18 protein-coding genes are annotated in these 16589 nt (G+C 62.5%); 8 read left to right on the forward strand and 10 right to left on the reverse strand.

All coding sequences use genetic code 11. From position 1 onward, the window contains the following. Positions 1 to 52: 52 nt before the first annotated feature. Together NKH05_RS26385 and NKH05_RS26390 are read right to left on the reverse strand one after the other, a co-directional pair. Complete coding sequence (locus NKH05_RS26385; RefSeq protein WP_023718048.1) at positions 53 to 598, reverse strand: hypothetical protein; 546 nt, start codon at positions 596 to 598, stop codon at positions 53 to 55. Next, entirely contained in the window at positions 591 to 1214 is a 624-nt protein-coding gene (locus NKH05_RS26390; RefSeq protein WP_023718049.1) for a CGNR zinc finger domain-containing protein, read from the reverse strand. The genes NKH05_RS26385 and NKH05_RS26390 overlap by 8 nt, the downstream gene beginning before the upstream one ends. A gap of 160 nt (positions 1215 to 1374) precedes the next feature. Here NKH05_RS26390 and NKH05_RS26395 point away from each other — a divergent pair, with 160 nt between their 5' ends. The 5 genes from NKH05_RS26395 to NKH05_RS26415 all read left to right on the forward strand — a co-directional run bounded on the left by NKH05_RS26395 (position 1375) and on the right by NKH05_RS26415 (position 6533). Further along, on the forward strand, positions 1375 to 2280 hold the full coding sequence (locus NKH05_RS26395; protein WP_023718050.1) for a branched-chain amino acid ABC transporter permease: 906 nt from the start codon (positions 1375 to 1377) through the stop codon (positions 2278 to 2280). 204 nt (positions 2281 to 2484) lie between these two features. Beyond that, on the forward strand, positions 2485 to 3069 hold the full coding sequence (locus tag NKH05_RS26400) for a TRAP transporter small permease subunit (RefSeq protein WP_023718051.1): 585 nt from the start codon (positions 2485 to 2487) through the stop codon (positions 3067 to 3069). Beyond that, positions 3069 to 4841 carry a TRAP transporter large permease gene (locus NKH05_RS26405; RefSeq protein WP_031193698.1) on the forward strand — a complete coding sequence of 591 codons (1773 nt, stop codon included), beginning with the start codon at positions 3069 to 3071 and terminating at the stop codon, positions 4839 to 4841. Before NKH05_RS26400 ends, NKH05_RS26405 begins: the two co-directional genes overlap by 1 nt. A gap of 16 nt (positions 4842 to 4857) precedes the next feature. Continuing rightward, entirely contained in the window at positions 4858 to 5883 is a 1026-nt protein-coding gene (locus NKH05_RS26410; protein ID WP_023718053.1) for a zinc-dependent alcohol dehydrogenase family protein, read from the forward strand. A gap of 275 nt (positions 5884 to 6158) precedes the next feature. Further along, positions 6159 to 6533, forward strand: coding sequence for a VOC family protein (locus tag NKH05_RS26415; protein ID WP_352484380.1), 375 nt, complete (start codon positions 6159 to 6161; stop codon positions 6531 to 6533). Between the two features lie 150 nt (positions 6534 to 6683). Here NKH05_RS26415 and NKH05_RS26420 read toward each other — a convergent pair whose 3' ends face one another. Further along, positions 6684 to 7793 carry a TRAP transporter substrate-binding protein gene (locus NKH05_RS26420; protein WP_023718055.1) on the reverse strand — a complete coding sequence of 370 codons (1110 nt, stop codon included), beginning with the start codon at positions 7791 to 7793 and terminating at the stop codon, positions 6684 to 6686. A gap of 285 nt (positions 7794 to 8078) precedes the next feature. Between NKH05_RS26420 and NKH05_RS26425 the strand changes: the two genes are divergently transcribed. Then, on the forward strand, positions 8079 to 8852 hold the full coding sequence (locus NKH05_RS26425; RefSeq protein ID WP_352484379.1) for a gamma-glutamyl-gamma-aminobutyrate hydrolase family protein: 774 nt from the start codon (positions 8079 to 8081) through the stop codon (positions 8850 to 8852). Positions 8853 to 8858: 6 nt separating this feature from the next. Here NKH05_RS26425 and NKH05_RS26430 read toward each other — a convergent pair whose 3' ends face one another. From NKH05_RS26430 to NKH05_RS26450, 5 genes are all read right to left on the reverse strand, one after another. Continuing rightward, positions 8859 to 9254: a hypothetical protein gene (locus NKH05_RS26430; RefSeq protein ID WP_353026403.1), complete on the reverse strand. Its 396-nt coding sequence runs from the start codon at positions 9252 to 9254 to the stop codon at positions 8859 to 8861. Positions 9255 to 9408: 154 nt separating this feature from the next. Next, complete coding sequence (locus tag NKH05_RS26435; protein WP_353026405.1) at positions 9409 to 10389, reverse strand: 2-hydroxyacid dehydrogenase; 981 nt, start codon at positions 10387 to 10389, stop codon at positions 9409 to 9411. Continuing rightward, entirely contained in the window at positions 10386 to 11408 is a 1023-nt protein-coding gene (locus tag NKH05_RS26440; RefSeq protein WP_023676245.1) for a LacI family DNA-binding transcriptional regulator, read from the reverse strand. Before NKH05_RS26440 ends, NKH05_RS26435 begins: the two co-directional genes overlap by 4 nt. A 68-nt stretch (positions 11409 to 11476) precedes the next feature. After that, entirely contained in the window at positions 11477 to 12361 is an 885-nt protein-coding gene (locus tag NKH05_RS26445; protein ID WP_352918837.1) for a DMT family transporter, read from the reverse strand. Between the two features lie 185 nt (positions 12362 to 12546). Beyond that, on the reverse strand, positions 12547 to 12954 hold the full coding sequence (locus tag NKH05_RS26450; protein WP_352918835.1) for a DUF2000 family protein: 408 nt from the start codon (positions 12952 to 12954) through the stop codon (positions 12547 to 12549). Positions 12955 to 13005: 51 nt separating this feature from the next. On the opposite strand from NKH05_RS26450, the gene NKH05_RS26455 reads away from it, so the two are divergent. Continuing rightward, positions 13006 to 13878 carry an AraC family transcriptional regulator gene (locus NKH05_RS26455; protein ID WP_352918833.1) on the forward strand — a complete coding sequence of 291 codons (873 nt, stop codon included), beginning with the start codon at positions 13006 to 13008 and terminating at the stop codon, positions 13876 to 13878. 1 nt (position 13879) lies between these two features. Here the strand turns inward: NKH05_RS26455 and NKH05_RS26460 are convergent, their stop codons facing one another. Then, positions 13880 to 14362 (reverse strand): MarR family winged helix-turn-helix transcriptional regulator, encoded by a 483-nt coding sequence (locus tag NKH05_RS26460; RefSeq protein WP_023718061.1) that lies wholly within the window; start codon positions 14360 to 14362, stop codon positions 13880 to 13882. A gap of 204 nt (positions 14363 to 14566) precedes the next feature. Continuing rightward, on the reverse strand, positions 14567 to 15289 hold the full coding sequence (locus tag NKH05_RS26465; RefSeq protein WP_352918831.1) for an intradiol ring-cleavage dioxygenase: 723 nt from the start codon (positions 15287 to 15289) through the stop codon (positions 14567 to 14569). 186 nt (positions 15290 to 15475) lie between these two features. On the opposite strand from NKH05_RS26465, the gene NKH05_RS26470 reads away from it, so the two are divergent. Further along, complete coding sequence (locus tag NKH05_RS26470) at positions 15476 to 16537, forward strand: CobW family GTP-binding protein (RefSeq protein WP_023718063.1); 1062 nt, start codon at positions 15476 to 15478, stop codon at positions 16535 to 16537. Positions 16538 to 16589: the final 52 nt, after the last annotated feature.

Consider the following 16589-nt stretch of genomic DNA (forward strand, 5'->3'; position numbering starts at 1 on the left):
TGTTTTCGACAGCAATAAAATTCCGCGCCATCCGATGCCGTCGAAAAATGCGTCAGAGACCTTTCGAACAGTCGGGCTTAGGTTCGTTCGGCAACTTGCCGTCCGGGTGGCCGGCAAGGTCCGGATTGGGCGTATAAAGCTGATCGATGACCAGCGGCCGGTCGGGCAGGACGGACTGGTCCTCCGTCGACATCAGAGTGGTGTCGATCTTCTGGAGGATCGTGCCGTCAGCGTCCTTGATGCTGATCGCGATCGCGTAAGGCTTGTCCTTGACGACGCATTGAAGCGCCGGACTCTCCAGCGTCACCTTGTCGAGCTTCGGCCAGATTTTCTGCTCGACTGCCAGCGGCTCGCCGCCGGCCGGGTTTTGGAAGCTGGCGACCGCGACCTGCCCCTCCCCCATCGGCCGCAACGGCCGCAGCGTAACGAGGTAGGTCGCCCTGGCGAGGCGATAGTTGAACACGAATATCTTGCCTGAAATCTCGAACAATTTGCCATCGCCGTTGTCGTCCGTGCCCGTCTCGCGACAGGCGCCGAGCGCTGCAGCCACAATCAGCGCAACCCCGACAACGATCGAGCGCGAAAACAGCCTAGCCATTCTGGACCTCGCCATTGTGGACCTCGTTCGCCGCCGTCCGGCGGCGATAGTGACGGTTTGCCTTCTGGCGGTTGCCGCATACCGCCATGTCGCACCAAAGGCGGCTGGAATTGCGGCTTCGGTCGACAAACAGCCAGCTGCAGTTGGGACAAATCCTCAGCCTGGCGATGGTGTCGCCGCGCAGCAGCGACAGCGCCGAGACCGCCAATGCCGCCTCAAAGGCGATCGGCGTCGCCGGGTCGCCGAACGGTTTTCCAAGCGTCCCGATTTCGGTGCGGCCATGGGCGAGGCCGTCGGCGCAGGCTTCCAGGAATTCAGGCATGTCGGCGGTGGCGATCGCACCTTTCGACACCGCGCGGCGAAACAGCCGATCGGTGGTTTCGCGGATCGACAGTACCACCGGCGCGATCTTGTCCGGCGACGGGGCCTCCAGCCGCCTGCCGCCGAGCTCGGCGGCGCGAAAGCCGCTGGCGGCTTCGGCAAAGCGGGCAATCTCGGCGGGATCGTCGAAACGGTCGAAGGTCTTCTCCGGATGGTGCCGCAGCACAACGGTGTTCGCCGTGTCGAGCGCAAGCATGCCGCCGGTGAAGCGGTGCGGAGTCCAGGATACCGTCATGCGATGAAATCTAACCGATAAATCGCATTTGACAAGTTAGATTCCGAGTGCAACGCTCTTCACGGCTGCGAGCGCCGCGGCTTGTAGCACTTTGATTTTGTGCATGATCCCAGCGAAAGTCGATTTCCGATTATTCGGAGCCATGCACCGAGGATTTTGCATGCTCTATTTCTTCCAGCAGGTTCTGAACGGGCTGCATTCGGGCGCGCTCTACGCACTGCTTGCCTTCGGCTATGTGCTGACTAACGGCATCCTGCACCGCACCAATCTTGCCTATGGCGCGCTGTTCGCCTTTTGCGGGCAAACGATGATCCTCACCGCGGCATTCGGCTATCAGGCACTGTGGCTGACGCTGCTTGCATCGGTCGCGCTCGGCATAGTTGCGGCGTTTCTCTACGCGGCGCTGATCAGCCACGTTCTGTCACGAAGCATCTTCGAACCCTTGGCCGACCGCTCGCCCAATGCGATCGTGGTGACAACGCTCGGTATATTGCTGGTCTTGTCGGAAGCCAGCCGCATCGCCGCCAACACCCACGATCTGTGGTTGCCACCGATGCTGGCCCAGACCATCGTCTTCGCGCAGAGTGCCAGCTTCAAGGCGACGTTGACGCTGATCCAGTTGCTCGATTGCGCTGCCGTGCTGGCGGCCATTGCGCTGGCTGCGTGGGGCTTCACACATTCGAGCTTCGGCCGCAGTTGGCGCGCCGTTTCCGACGATCCCAAGGCTGCTGCGATGTGCGGTGTCGATGTCCGCGCGGTGTTTCGGCGTGCGGTGCTTTTCGGCGGCCTTTGCGCTGCGCTGGCCGGCGTGCTCGCCGGCTTCTACTACGGCAACATCAGCTTCGGCACCGGCCTGGTCTACGGGTTGAAGATCCTGTTCGTGACGGCAGTAGGCGGCTATCTTTCGCCGCTGCGGGCGGCACTGGGCGCCGCCGCTTTCGGCATGGCCGAATCGCTATGGGCCGGCTATTTCCCGCTCGAATGGCGCGATGCCTGGATGTACCTGTTCCTCGTCGCCATGCTTGTGCTGATCGGCGCCGGCCGCGACCAACAGAAGATCGCCTGAGCCGCACCCGACTTTGGTTGGTGAAAGAGCCGCATGTCCTTGGACATGCAAAGGACGCGGCAGCTTTTTTGCCGGTCGTCACCTCACAACTGTGTTTATGCGGGCAGGCCCGTGTTGACCCGCCGAACCACGCACTGCATACCGTTGGTCCACAGCGGCGCAACGGACAGGGAACCGCCGCGCTCTGACACAAGGGAGGAATGCATGGCAGGGCTTCTCGCTCTTTCCAGAACCATTGACCGTTTGAACGAATTCATCGGCAAATGGGTATCGTGGCTGATCCTGCTCGCAATTCTGGTAAGCGCCGCTAACGCCGTCATCCGCAAGCTGTTCGACATGTCCTCGAACGCCTGGCTGGAATTGCAGTGGTATCTGTTCGGCGCCGCCTTCATGCTGGCCGCCGCCTACACGCTGAAGCAGAACGACCATATCCGCATCGACATCGTCTACGGCATGTTCTCGCGCCGCGTGCAGCACTGGATCGACCTTTTCGGTCACGTCTTCTTCCTGATGCCGTTCGTGACATTGATGGTGGTCTATTTCGTTCCCTATGTGTCGCTGTCGTATCGCAGCGGCGAGATGTCGAACAATTCCGGCGGGCTGATCATCTGGCCGGCGAAGGCGATCCTGCTGGTCGGCTTTTTCCTGCTTGCGCTGCAGGGCATTTCCGAAATCATCAAGAAAATCGCCATCATGCGCGGTCATATGGACGATCCCACTCCATTCATATCGGTGCATGAACAGGCCGAGCTAGAAGCCAAGGCGCTCGTCGAAGAGGTGCGCTCGTGATCGAGTTCATCGCCCAGAACATGGCGCCGATCATGTTCGCCTCGCTGATCTTCTTCCTGCTGATCGGCTACCCCGTCGCCTTCTCGCTTGCCGCCAACGGCCTGATGTTCTTCTTCATCGGCGTGCTGCTGTCGCCCTATTCGGGCGGCTCGATCAACCTCGCCTGGCCGTTGCTGCACGCGTTGCCGGACAATTTCTACGGCAGCCGGGTGATGTCGAACGACACGCTGCTGGCGATCCCGTTCTTCACCTTCATGGGCATCGTGCTCGAACGATCCGGCATGGCCGAAGACCTGCTCGACACGATCGGCCAGTTGTTCGGACCGGTTCGTGGTGGCCTGGCCTATGCCGTGATTTTCGTCGGCGCGCTGCTGGCCGCGACGACCGGCGTGGTGGCGGCTTCCGTCATTGCCATGGGGCTGATTTCGCTGCCGATCATGCTGCGCTACGGCTACGACCGGCGGCTAGCATCCGGCGTCATCGCAGCATCGGGCACGCTCGCCCAGATCATCCCGCCGTCACTGGTGCTGATCGTGCTGGCCGACCAGCTCGGCCGCTCGGTCGGCGATATGTACAAGGGGGCGCTGATCCCCGGGCTCATTTTGACCGGCATCTACATGCTCTACATCCTGCTCATGTCGATCGTCCGGCCGAAGTCGATGCCGGCACTGCCGCTGGAGGCCCGCACGCTCGGTCACGGTGTGCTGTCGCTGCTGGCGGCGCTGCTGGCGGCGGTGGTGGTTTCCTATGCCGCGTATCGCTACCTCGCGCCAAACCATGGCGGCAATGCCGATATCCTCGGCGCCACCATCGGCGTGATCTTCATCTATGTCGTGGCGATCATCGACCAGCGCCTGAAGATCAACCTGATGTCGAGGTTGGCACAGCAGGTGATCATCGTGCTGATCCCGCCGCTGGCGCTGATCTTCCTGGTGCTGGGTACCATTTTCCTCGGCATCGCCACGCCGACGGAGGGCGGCGCCATGGGCGCCGTCGGCGCGCTGGCGATGGCGGCGATGAAGGGGCGGCTGTCGCTCGACGTGGTCAAGCAGGCGCTGGCCTCAACGACGCGGCTGTCGTCCTTCGTGCTGTTCATCCTGATCGGCGCGCGGGTGTTCTCGCTGACCTTCTACGGCGTCAATGGCCACATCTGGGTCGAGCACCTGTTGACGTCGCTGCCGGGCGGTGAAGTCGGTTTCCTGATTGGCGTCAACATCCTCGTCTTCGTGCTCGCCTTCTTCCTCGATTTCTTCGAGCTCGCCTTCATCATCGTGCCGCTTTTGGCGCCGGCGGCCGACAAGCTCGGCATCGACCTGATCTGGTTCGGCGTGCTGCTCGGGGTTAACATGCAGACCAGCTTCATGCATCCACCGTTCGGCTTCGCGCTGTTTTATCTGCGCTCGGTCGCCGCACGCGTGCCCTATCTCGACCGGCTCACCGGCAAACAGATCGCGCCCGTCACCACCGGGCAGATCTATTGGGGCGCAGTGCCGTTCGTCTGTATCCAGGTGATCATGATCGGCCTGACCATCGCCTTCCCGCAGATGGTGATGCACTACAAAGGCGCCGTCGTCGATCCAGCGACGATCGACATCAAGGTGCCGGAGATGCCCAGCCTGTCGCCGCTCGGCACGCCGCCGGCCGGTGGCAGCACGGCACCCGCTGCGCCCGGCGCGCAGGACCTGTCGCAGCCGCCAAGCTTCGACGAAAAGCCGCCCGCGAAACCGGCGGCACCGGCAACCGATCTGTCGCAACCACCGAGTTTCAATTGACGAAGGCCCGGCAGCCATGAAGGCGGTGCGACTGGAGCGAGTGGGCGGCCTCGCCGTGTGCGAGGTCGAGAAACCGACTGCCGGACCGGACGAGCTGCTGGTGCGGATCGAGGCGTGCGGCGTCTGCGGCACCGACCGGCATCTTTTCCATGGCGAATTCCCGTGCACGCCGCCGGTGACTCTCGGCCATGAATTCTCCGGCATCGTCGAGGCGATCGGACCTGCCGTATCCGGCTTTGCCGTCGGCGACCGCGTCACCGGCGATCCCAACATCGCCTGCGGCCGGTGCGCGCATTGCCAGGCCGGCCGGGTCAACCTCTGCGGCAATCTGCGTGCCATCGGCATCCATCGCGATGGCGGCTTTGCCGAATATCTTGCCCTGCCGCAGAAACAGGCTTTCGTCCTGCCAGGCGATCTGACGCCGACGCATGGTGCGTTCTGCGAGCCGCTCGGCTGCTGCCTGCATGGCGTGGACCTTGCCGCGATCAGACCAGGTTCGTCGGTTGCCGTGCTCGGCGGCGGCGTGATCGGCCTGCTCACCGTTCAACTGGCAAAGCTCGCCGGTGCGACGACCATCATCCTGTCGACGCGCCAGGCCTCGCGGCGCGCCCTTGCCGAGGAACTTGGCGCAACGGCGACGGTCGATCCCAGCGCTTCCGACATCACCGACGCGATCGTCGGCCGGTCGGGTTTGATGCCGGGCGGCGTCGACGTGGTGTTCGAATGCGCCGGCGTGAAAGACACCGTCGAGCAGGCGATGCGGCTGGCCAAGGCGGGCGGCACAATTGTCGTCGTCGGCGTCATGCCGCAAGGCATGAAAGCGGCGTTCGAACCGTTCGACCTGCTGTTCCGCGAGTTGAAGGTCCTGGGCTCCTTCCTCAATCCCTTTACCCATCGCCGGGCCGCCGATCTCATCGCCTCGGGTGCGATCGAGGTAGACCGGCTGATATCGCGACAAGTCGACCTCGACGAGGCGGTGGCGATCATTGCCAACCCGTCGGCACCAGGTGAGGTCAAGGTCCTGGTAGTGCCTCAGGGCTGATCGATCGGGCCAGTTGCCACCGGCGGGGCGACCGGTTACAGAAACTACGCCGAAAAAGACATTGCCGGTTCGGTAGTCCGGCTCTTCCCGTCCTGAGCACGATGCTCGGGGAAGCCTGTTCGCCACATTACTTGTGGGAGAACCCGCGGCCGGCAAGCGAGGCGAAACTCGCGAGCCGGTCGGGTCACGTCCGGATTTTCGGATGTAGCGGTCCCGCCGGTTTGCGCTCTTCGGTCGAAGCCTGTCCGCATTCAACCCGTGGCAGGAGACGCATCATGAAACTGAACCACATAAATCTCGTCACCACCGAAGTTGCCGGCCTTGCCCGCTTCTTCACCAGCCATTTCGGCTTTGAATTTGTCGCCGTGCGCGGCAAGGACGCCTTCGCGGTTCTGCGTGGCATCGATGGCTTCATCCTCAATCTGATGAAGCCGGGGAAAGGCGAGCCCGCCAGCTATCCGGACGGCTTTCACGTTGGCTTCTTCGTCGGCAAGCCGGAGTTTGTGCATGCAAAGCGAGCCGGGCTTGCCGATGCCGGCCTGCAACCGGGCGAGGTCCAGCAGCTAATGCGCGGCCGCATCCAGTCGACGACGTTCTATTGCCATGCGCCGGGTGGAGTACTGGTCGAAGTCAGTGCGTCCGAAGGCTGACAGGGAAGGACCGCGGGGCGTGGCTCGCGGTCCTTTGACGAGATCCATCAAACGCCTGGAGCGGAATGCATTCAAACCAAACGGGACATCCGCTTTGTTTTAGCCCTTTTCTGCGACGCCGAGTGGAGCCACTCGGCGTCGCAGAATATTCTAGAGCTTGCCGTTGCGCTGCTGGACCATCATGAAGGTGTCGTAATTGTACTCGGCCACCTGCGCCCAGAGATAATGCTCCTTGCGGAACGCCTTGATCGAGTCCCAGATCTTCTTGAACGGCGCGTTCGAGGCTTCCATCTCGGCATAGACTTCGTTGGCCTTTTCGAAACAGGCGGCCATGATCTCCTGGCTGAACGGGCTCAACTTGGCGCCGCCGGCAACCAGCCGCTTCACCGCCGCCGGGTTGAGGTAGTCGTATTTCTGCAGCATGTTGGCGTCGGCCGCTTGGGCGGCAGTGTGCACCAGCGACTTGTAAGCCGGCGAAAGTTCGTCGTATTTCGCCTTGTTGAACATCAGATGGACGGTCGGTCCACCTTCCCACCAGCCGGGATAGTAGTAATAGGGCGCAACCTTGTAGAAGCCGAGCTTCTCGTCGTCGTAGGGGCCAACCCATTCGGCGGCGTCGATCGTGCCTTTTTCCAGCGCCGGATAAATGTCGCCACCGGCGATCTGCTGCGGAACTACGCCGAGCCTTTGCACCACTTTGCCGGCAAAACCACCGATACGCATCTTGAGGCCGGAAAGGTCGGCGACCGTTTTGATCTCCTTGCGGAACCAGCCGCCCATCTGCACGCCGGTATTGCCGCCCGGCAGCCCGAACAGACCCTGCGTCGCCAGGAACTCGTTGAACAGATCGATGCCGCCGCCATGATAGTGCCAGGCGTTTATGCCGCGCGCGTTGAGCGAAAACGGAACCGCCGCCCCCAGCGCCCAAGTCGGGTCCTTGCCCCAGTAATAGTATGCCACCGTATGGCAGGCCTCGACGGTGCCGGCAGTGGTGGCGTCGGCGGCCTGCAGGCCGGGAACGAGTTCGCCGGCGGCGAAGACCTGGACCTGGAAGTTGCCGTCGGTCGCCTCCGACAGCATCTTGGAAAACACTTCGGCGCCACCATAGATCGTATCGAGCGACTTCGGGAAGGACGACGCCAGCCGCCAGGTCACTTTCGGGTTGGACTGGGCGATGGCCGGCGCAGCAAGTGTCGCGGCAGCGGCCGCGGCGCCGAAACCGGTGGTGCCGGCCTTGCGGATGAACGAACGACGATCCATGAAGTTCCTCCCTTTTGGATCAACTGACCGACATTCGGGACGCTTCGGGGCCCGGATCGGCTTCGAGCCCGACAATACACAGGCAAGGAGTCGAGTCCAGCGTGGCAGCCCGGTTTGAGTGGCGCATTTCGGGGAAATTCACGGCGTTGGGGCAGATCTTGCAACTATAGTCTAAGGTCGATTAACTGGCCTACGCGACACGCCGAAACTTGCCATGGAAATGCGCCTTCGGATCGCCTATTTTGCAGGCAGATAATTCGTTGCACCCGATGGGATCCGGACCAAATGCACCAGCCGCTCGTCGCCATATCGACCGACGTCCGCCAGTTCGACAATTACATCTGGCATGCCGCGCCACAGCAATATCTTGAAGCGGCGCTTTCGGGTGCAGGCGTGTTCCCGCTGCTGGTACCGTCCTTCGGCGACCGGCTCGACTTCGATGAACTGCTTTCCGCCGTCGACGGCGTCATGGTCACCGGTTCGAAGTCCAACGTTCATCCCTCGCTCTATGGCGGTGACGCCAGCGAAGCCAATGGTCCTTACGACTCCGCCCGCGACGCGACGACGTTGCCACTGATCCGCCGGGCGGTGGAGCGCGGGGTACCGCTGCTCGCCATCTGCCGCGGAATCCAGGAGATGAATGTGGCACTGGGCGGCACGCTGGCGACCGAAATCCAGGAACGCGTCGGTTCGCTCGACCATCGTGCGCCGGCAAGCGACAATCAGGACGAACGCTTCGCCATCCGCCAGAGCGTGTCGATAAAACCCGGCAGCTGCCTGGCCGGGGTCTTCGGCGCCGGCGACATCCTGGTCAATTCGGTGCATCGCCAGGCCATCGATCGGCTTGGCCCGAAGCTGCAGGTCGAAGCGGTCGCCGCCGACGGCACTGTCGAGGCGGTTTCGGTCAAGGACGCCCGCGCCTTCGCTGTTGGCGTGCAGTGGCATCCAGAGTACTGGGTCGAATCTGACAACATCTCGGCAAAGATTTTCCGCGCCTTCGGCGACGCTGTACGTCTGCATCAGGCGGCGAAATCGGGCGCGCGCGCAGCGGCAGAATAGCGCTCGTCAGTTGCCGGCCGACGCCAGCGATAGCAGCGGCAGCGCCGGCGCGTAGGATTCGTAACCGTCGCCATCGGCGACTGAGAACATGACGATTGGATCGGTGCCGTTGGCGCTGAATGTGACCGTGCCGTCATTCTGCTCTCGCCAGAACTTCGCCTGCTCGACACCGGGCAACACCCGGCGGCAATTCGCGGCGACCGTCAACAGCGACAAGCCTTGCGAAATCTCGGCGCGACGGCTGACCGCACAAGACGCCTCGTCACCATGGGCTACCAGCCGGTAGTTGCCGAATGAAGGTGGTGACTCACTGGCTGCACGGCTTTCACCGCTACCGGCATAAAACAGCTGGACGCTGCCGAACAGCACAGCAACCGCCATCAATGCAGGAAGCGTTTTCATCCTGTTTCTCCGCGCATTTCAAGCGCGCCGCGTTCGAAGAGATCAGGAGGCGCGCTTCATCTTGCTGTCATGTGCTGTCAGGCGGACAGACACTAGGAAGGGACCAGAATGATTCCGAAGGGTTAAGCTGAAGTTAATAGATATGGCAGCCCGCTTACGGCCTTGCCTTGACATTTGCCGTCTCCGGCACCGGCGTCAGTGCCTTGCGCTGCGAAAACCACGAGACCAGATTGTCGACGCATAGGTCCGCCATGGCGCGGCGGGTGTGCTGCGAGGCGGAGCCGACATGTGGCAAAAGCGAGGTGTTGGGCGCGGCAAGCAACGCCGCTGGCACATTCGGCTCGTCGGCAAAGACGTCTAGCCCGGCAGCGGCGATGCTGCCGCTGGCAAGTGCGGCGGCAAGGGCTGGCTCATCGACCGTGCTGCCCCGGCCGATATTGACGAAGACGCCGTTCGGCCCAAGAGCCGAGAAAATTTCGGCATTGACTGCCCTTTCCGTCGCGGCCCCGCCGGGCGCCACCGAGATCAGTGTGTCGACCGCCTCGGCGAGACCTTTCAGCGTCGGGTGATAGTCATAGGACAGGCTTTCGACGCGGCGCCGGTTGTGGTAGGCGATGGGCAGCCCGAAAGCGTCGAGCCGGCGGGCAATGGCGAGGCCGATGCGGCCCATGCCAAAGATACCGACATGGCGCCCGCGCAGGGTCAGCCGGCTCAGCGGATAGTTGCCTTTGCGCAGCCAACTTCCGTCGCGCAGCCAGGCCTCGGCGCGCGGCAGTTCGCGGATGGTGTTGATCAGCAAGCCGAGCGCCGTATCGGCGACCTCTTCGGTCAGCACATCCGGGGTGTTGGTGACCATGATGCCGCGCTGTACGGCGTGGCGGACATCGACAGAATCATAGCCGACGCCGAAATTGGCGATGATCTCGAGCTTTGGCAGCGCGTCCATCAACGCGGCGCTTATGCCGCCGAAGGCGGCTATGCCGCGCACCGTACGGCGCATGTCGTCGGTGACCAGCGACGGATCGGCGCCTTCGATCCGGACGCGGCTGAACGCCCCGTCGATGCGGCCGACCGCATGGTCGTTGAACTGGCCCGGCACCAGAATGGCGACAGCTTGCTGTTCGGTTTTTGTCATGCACGTTCCACCGGTTTGCCGGTCGACTGGCGCACATGCAGTTCCGGCTTGATCAGTTCCTGCGACGGCCGCACCGTCTGTCCGTTGAGTTTGTCGAGCAGCGCGCTGGCGGCGCGGCGGCCAACCTCGCGCTGGCCGTTCCAGACCGTGGTCAGTGCCGGCGTCGCGATCGCCGCTTCCTCGAGGTCGTCATAGCCGGTAACGGAGATGTCGATGCCCGGCACCAGCCCCGCGCGCGCAATGCCGTTCATCAGGCCGATGGCGACGAGGTCGTTCCAGCAGCAGGCCGCGGTAGGCCTGTCTTTCAGCGCCAAGAACTGCCCGGCAGCCTCGAAGCCGGCCTGCTTGGTGCGCGGGCCGGCGATACGCCATGACGGCCTGACCTCGAGCCCTGCCGCCTCCATGGCGTTGACATATCCCTGATAACGGTCGCGGCCGGTCGACGTCTGGTCGGTACCGCCGATCATGGCGATGCGCTTGTGGCCAAGCGAGATCAGATGATTGGTAGCAAGCCCGGTGCCATAGGCATCGTCGCCGCGAAACACCGGCACGTCGGCACCTTCGACGGTGCGTGCAATCAGCACTGCCGGGAGACCGTTCTCCTCGGCCATGATTATGTCTTCGGGCGGTGTGCCGATGGCCGGCGACATGATGACGCCGTCAGCGCCGAGCTGCAGAAGCGTGTCGATGAAGGTGCGCTGTTTCTCGAGTTGGTCGTAGTGGTTCGACAGGATGAAGGTCTGCCGGCTGCGGTCGAGTTCGCTCTCGATCGAACGCAGTATCTCGGCAAAGAACGGGTTCATGATGTCGTGGACGACGACGCCGACAATGCCCGAGCGTGAGGTGCGAAGGCTGGCGGCGCGGCGGTTGTAGATATAGCCGATGGCGCGCGCATGTTCCTTGATACGGTCGCGGGTGCCGCCGGCGACCAGCGGGCTGTCGCGCAAGGCCAGCGAGACCGTGGCCGTGGACACGCCGAGCGCATCCGCGATGGTCGAAAGCTTGATCTTCTGTGCCAGCGCCCTGCGCTCCCGAAGCAATTTAAACTGTTTAAAGGCCGGCTCTTATGCCATCGATCCCGAGCAAATCAAAGTTTTTTTGCCAGCGCTTCCGCCTCCGCGTCCAGCGTCGCGCGGTTGTGCAAGCGAAGCCGGTGCTCGCGGTGGACGATGTAGAGGCCGCTGGCGACGATGACGGTGGCACCGACCAGCGTCCAGCGGTCGGGAAACTGGTTGAAGACGATCAGGCCGGAGATGATCATCCAGATCATCTGCGAATAGGGATAGGGAGCCAGGGCCGTGGTGGTGGCAAGGCGATAGGCCTGCACAAGAAGCCAATGGCCGATGGCGCCGAAGACGCCAAGCATCAGCAATATGAACCAGTGCCAGCCATCCTGCGGCAGCGAAAGCGAAAACGGCAGTGTCGGCAGCAGCAGCACGGCCGGCGCCAGCGCCGAAAACAGGATGAGACTTTCCGAGGTTTCCGTCGCCGACATACGGCGCGTCATGATGACGTAGAAACTGTTCGATAGCATCGAGCCGAGCGCAAAGAGATGGCCGATGCCAAAAACCCCGATGCCCGGCCGCGTGATGATGAGGACGCCGACAAAGCCGCTCATGATCGCCAGCCAGCGCCGCCAGCCGGCCCATTCGCCGAGCAACGGACCGGCAAGCGCGGTGATCACCATCGGGCCGAAGAAGTAGATCGAGGTGGTTTCCGCCAGCTGCAGCGTCCGCAGCGCCAGAATGTTGAACATGGTCGATCCGAACAGGAGCAGACCGCGCGTGAGATGCGCCGGCAGGTTGGCGGGACGAAAACGCAACGGCTCACGCCATCCGCGCAGAAAGACGCCGACAAGCAGGACATGGACCGCGAAGCGGGTCCAGGCGACGATCAGCGCCGAGACGCCAGCCAGCACAAGGTACTTGCTGCTGGTGTCGAGGAAGGTGAAAAACACATAAACGGAAAGCATGCACAGGATCGCCGCCGGCGACGTCGCGCTTTCGTCTTGTCTTGGGGGAGCATTCAATTTCAGGCCGGACGGGAAGCAAGGCAGTCCCTCACCAATGCGGGAATTGTCGCCAGCGGGCAAGCCAAAAGAGGCTAGCACACCGACAGGCGACGACAGGCTCAGTTTTGTTCCTGGTGGCCGGAGAGTCAGGTGTGCATGCGGGCACCCTTGGTGATCTTGTCGACGAGCTTCTTTTCGGCGCGAAGCGCGATGCCGACCACCTTGGCATCCTCCGGCGCAAATTCGGCAAAGACGGCACGGTTGGCCAGATCGTACCCAGTCGAAAACATTTCCTCGACATAGAGCGAAACCGTCACACCACGCTCCAGCGCCCGCCGCTGGATCGTTCCGAGCGCCTGGCCGTCTGCCGAAAGCACGATGACCGGCTGGATCGATAGCGGGTTGTAGATATTGCCGGCGCGGTCACGGTAGGGCTCGCCGATGAGGTCGGGAAACTGCGCGACGATGCCGCTGGTCAGAAAGGCGGTGACGTTGAGCTTCTGCCAGACGGGAAGATCGTCCCTGAGCACGATTGCAAATTTCCTATCGAACATGCGACAGTTTCCAATCCGAAAGGGGGCCAATCCGAGGCTGCGAGTGAAGCGATGCCGCACGGTCTAGACGGGGAAGCCTTTCAGGGTCTTGGACGTTTGTGCGTGGATGCAGCCGAGAACTGCATCGTATCGGCACCCGGTACTGCCGGCATGGAACGCATCGAGGCCCGGTTCCACGGCAACGCCTTCGATCTCCATCGCCACGACACCTATGCAATCGGGGTGACGCTTTATGGCATACAGAGCTTCCGCTATCGCGGCGCGACGCATCAGAGCCTGCCTGGCCAGATCATTATCCTTCATCCCGACGAAATGCACGATGGCGGCGCCGGCACAGAAGACGGATTGCGTTACAGAATGCTGTATTTGGAGCCGTCCCTGATGCTCGATTGCCTCGGCGGCGGGTCACTGCCGTTTGTCGGGGATGCCGTGATGACAGACCGCGATTTCCGCGCGACGCTGCTTTCGGCGCTCGGGCCGCTGGATCAGGAACTGGACGAGCTGTTTGTGGTCGATTTCATGACGCAGCTGATGCAAAGCCTGGCCCGGCACGCCGGTCAGCCGGCGAAACCGATAGCGAAAACTGCGTGGCGTGCCGCCAGTCTGGCGCGCGACTATCTGGAGGAAAATGTCGCGCGGATTGTACGTTCGGATGAATTGGAGGCGATCACCGGATTGGACCGTTATGCCCTGTCGCGGCATTTCCGCGCCACCTTCTCCACCAGCCCGCACCGGTTCTTGTTGATGCGCCGGCTTCAGCGAGCCCGTCGGATGATCGAAGCCGACGAGCCGCTGGCGCAAATCGCCATCGCAGCCGGCTTCAGTGACCAAAGCCATTTCAATCGGCATTTCAAGAAGGCGTTCGGCGTCACACCCGGACGCTGGTCGGCACTGACGCGGCGGCCGTCAGCGGCGAACGCGTGACCTATTCAAGGATCTTGTCCTCGATATCCAGTTCGTCATCGGGGAGCACCATTTCGCCGTTCGAAAGATTCGCTTCGACACGTGCAAGCAGCTTGAACAGCGATTTCTGATCCTTCTTGTCGAGACCCTTCAATGCCTGCTTTTCGGTCTTCTTCACCGATTTCTCGATTGCGTGGATGATTTCGCGGCCGGTGTCGGTGAGGAAAATATGAGCCTGGCGGGCATCGGCGGAGGAGGCGCGCTTTTCCAGAAAACCCTGTGCCTGCAGCCGGTTGATGGTCTTGGTGATGGTCGGCGGACGCACGCCGAGGCGGCCGGCAAGATTGCCGGGCGTCTGCCCGTCCTCGCGATCGAGCGCCAGCATGATCTGGTCCTGGCCGGCATAGAAGCCATGCGCCAGAAGCCGGGCGGCGAGCGCCGTGCGCGCCAGCCGCGCCGCCGAATGCAGCCGGCTCATTGTTGCAGTCTTGTCCGCCTTGGCCATGCTCATTCCCTCCTCGGCCGAACCGGTGCGGACAGCATAGAAGCAGGCCGCCGATTGGCAATGACGATCGAAAACATTCCGGCTCGGAAAATAGCTTTGCCGGCAAGCATCGCGGTGTTCGCCGTGGCTAATGCCAGATGTTTATTTCAGTTAGATGACAAACGACTTTCCGCGACGGCTGGATGGCGACGTGACGAGGTGTCCTCAACCGGCCCTCACCGCGACCACCATCAAGGCCTGATAGGCGTCCGCCATTTCCCGCAGCGCTGCCTGCGACGGCGGCCCGGCCTGCCGCGCAATGCTGTCCCGCATGTTCGATGTATCGCGTTTGCCGGGGCGATCGTTATAGGGCGCGACGGTGGCGAATATCTGCTCGCTCAAGCTGTCGGGGAAGAACATCTGGCCGGTCATTGCCGAGCGGTCGTCGGGGAAGATCTTGAAATGGATGTGGGTGGTGCGGCCGCGATACCAGCCGGGATAGATGGTGGCGAAAGAAGCGATGCCGCTTCCATCGCTTCTCTGCCAGCCGCGCAGAAAGCTCTGGCCGGACGTGTCGATATCCTGCCCGTCGCCCTGTCCGGGATAGCCGGAATAGGCGCCCTGGGCGTCGCAATGCCAGATATCGACGCGTGCGCCGGGAAGCGGCCGGCAGGCGGCGTCGACGATTTGCAGCCGCACATTGAGGGCGACGCCCTTCTTGCCCTCGGTGATATCGGCGCGTTCGAGCTTCGGGTCGAAATAGAACGGTCCTTCGGTGACCTCGGGCGTCATGGTGCAGACGCCGGCACCGGCTTCGAACAAAGCAAGCCCGGCATAGGGCGAGACCTGCCCGGCCCTTGCGCCGGCGGGCAGGAATATGCCGCCCGTGGTGACCGCTACAAGACCGAGAGCCTGCCGCCGGCTTAATGGCAAGGACTTGTCGGACATCTGGCGCCTCCTCAGTGCGAACAACCCCTCGCCCTATCTAGGCCCCACCGCCAGCCCGCGCCAATGAACGTTCGGCAATGTGAGGAAAGTTCGGCAATACCGGCCTCTTTGGCCCATCGGTTTGCCTCGTGCAAAAGCCGAGCACACATCCTATATGGAGCCGACAATCCCTATTCGAGGCACAATATGAGCGACGCACAGACGCAGATCCCCGTTACCGTCCTTACCGGCTATCTCGGCGCCGGCAAGACGACACTGCTCAACCGCATCCTTTCGGAAAACCATGGCAAGCGCTACGCCGTCATCGTCAATGAGTTCGGCGAGATCGGCATCGACAACGAGTTGATCGTGGAATCCGACGAGGAAATCTACGAGATGAACAATGGCTGCATCTGCTGCACCGTGCGCGGCGACCTGATCCGCGTCGTCGAAGGTCTGATGCGCAGGCCCGGCCGCTTCGACGCCATCGTCGTCGAGACCACAGGCCTCGCCGATCCCGTGCCGGTAGCGCAAACCTTCTTCATGGACGACGATGTGCGTTCCAAGACCAGGCTCGATGCGGTGGTGGCGCTGGTCGACGCCAAGCACCTGCCGCTGCGCCTCAAGGATTCCCGCGAGGCCGAGGACCAGATCGCCTTTGCCGATGTCGTCGTGCTCAACAAGACCGACCTGGTCACCCCCGAAGAGCTGAGCAAGGTGGAGGCGACGATCCGCGCCATCAACCCGGCGGCACGCATCCATCGCACCACACGCGCCGGCGTGGCGCTGTCCGAGGTGCTCGATCGCGGTGCGTTCGACCTGTCCCGGGCGCTGGAGAACGATCCGCACTTCCTCGAGGCGCATGACGATCACGACCATCATGATCATGATCACCATGATCACGAGGGCCATGATCATCACGATCATGACGGGCATGACCATCATCACGCGCACCCTTCCGACATCCATGATGTGACGGTGCAGTCGGTGTCGCTGCGCGGCGGCGAGATGGACCCGAAAAAGTTCTTCCCGTGGATCGAGAAGGTCACCCAAATGGAAGGCCCGAACATCCTGCGGCTGAAAGGTATCATCGCGCTGAAAGGCGATGACGAGCGCTATGTCATCCAGGGCGTGCACATGATCATCGAAGGCGACCACCAACGCGCCTGGAAGGACGGCGAGAAGCACGAGAGCCGGCTGGTGTTCATCGGCCGCGAACTCGACGCCGAGCGGCTGAAGACAAGCTTCCAGGCCTGCCACGCCGCTTGATTTAGCTGCCCTTTCCCCCTTCTCCCCTTGTGGGAGAAGGGGCGCCCGCAAC

It is taken from the genome of Mesorhizobium sp. M1399 (assembly GCF_040317735.1).
GTDB lineage: Bacteria > Pseudomonadota > Alphaproteobacteria > Rhizobiales > Rhizobiaceae > Mesorhizobium.

Bases quoted from the DNA above. Each gene is read 5' to 3' on its own strand.
- NKH05_RS26465 (WP_352918831.1), bottom strand. From the start codon at position 15,289: ATGTCCGACAAGTCCTTGCCATTAAGCCGGCGGCAGGCTCTCGGTCTT.
- NKH05_RS26395 (WP_023718050.1), top strand. From the start codon at position 1,375: ATGCTCTATTTCTTCCAGCAGGTTCTGAACGGGCTGCATTCGGGCGCG.
- NKH05_RS26385 (WP_023718048.1), bottom strand. From the start codon at position 598: ATGGCTAGGCTGTTTTCGCGCTCGATCGTTGTCGGGGTTGCGCTGATT.
- NKH05_RS26400 (WP_023718051.1), top strand. From the start codon at position 2,485: ATGGCAGGGCTTCTCGCTCTTTCCAGAACCATTGACCGTTTGAACGAA.
- NKH05_RS26420 (WP_023718055.1), bottom strand. From the start codon at position 7,793: ATGGATCGTCGTTCGTTCATCCGCAAGGCCGGCACCACCGGTTTCGGC.
- NKH05_RS26430 (WP_353026403.1), bottom strand. From the start codon at position 9,254: ATGAAAACGCTTCCTGCATTGATGGCGGTTGCTGTGCTGTTCGGCAGC.
- NKH05_RS26445 (WP_352918837.1), bottom strand. From the start codon at position 12,361: ATGCTTTCCGTTTATGTGTTTTTCACCTTCCTCGACACCAGCAGCAAG.
- NKH05_RS26415 (WP_352484380.1), top strand. From the start codon at position 6,159: ATGAAACTGAACCACATAAATCTCGTCACCACCGAAGTTGCCGGCCTT.
- NKH05_RS26390 (WP_023718049.1), bottom strand. From the start codon at position 1,214: ATGACGGTATCCTGGACTCCGCACCGCTTCACCGGCGGCATGCTTGCG.
- NKH05_RS26410 (WP_023718053.1), top strand. From the start codon at position 4,858: ATGAAGGCGGTGCGACTGGAGCGAGTGGGCGGCCTCGCCGTGTGCGAG.
- NKH05_RS26460 (WP_023718061.1), bottom strand. From the start codon at position 14,362: ATGGCCAAGGCGGACAAGACTGCAACAATGAGCCGGCTGCATTCGGCG.
- NKH05_RS26455 (WP_352918833.1), top strand. From the start codon at position 13,006: ATGCCGCACGGTCTAGACGGGGAAGCCTTTCAGGGTCTTGGACGTTTG.
- NKH05_RS26435 (WP_353026405.1), bottom strand. From the start codon at position 10,389: ATGACAAAAACCGAACAGCAAGCTGTCGCCATTCTGGTGCCGGGCCAG.
- NKH05_RS26470 (WP_023718063.1), top strand. From the start codon at position 15,476: ATGAGCGACGCACAGACGCAGATCCCCGTTACCGTCCTTACCGGCTAT.
- NKH05_RS26450 (WP_352918835.1), bottom strand. From the start codon at position 12,954: ATGTTCGATAGGAAATTTGCAATCGTGCTCAGGGACGATCTTCCCGTC.
- NKH05_RS26425 (WP_352484379.1), top strand. From the start codon at position 8,079: ATGCACCAGCCGCTCGTCGCCATATCGACCGACGTCCGCCAGTTCGAC.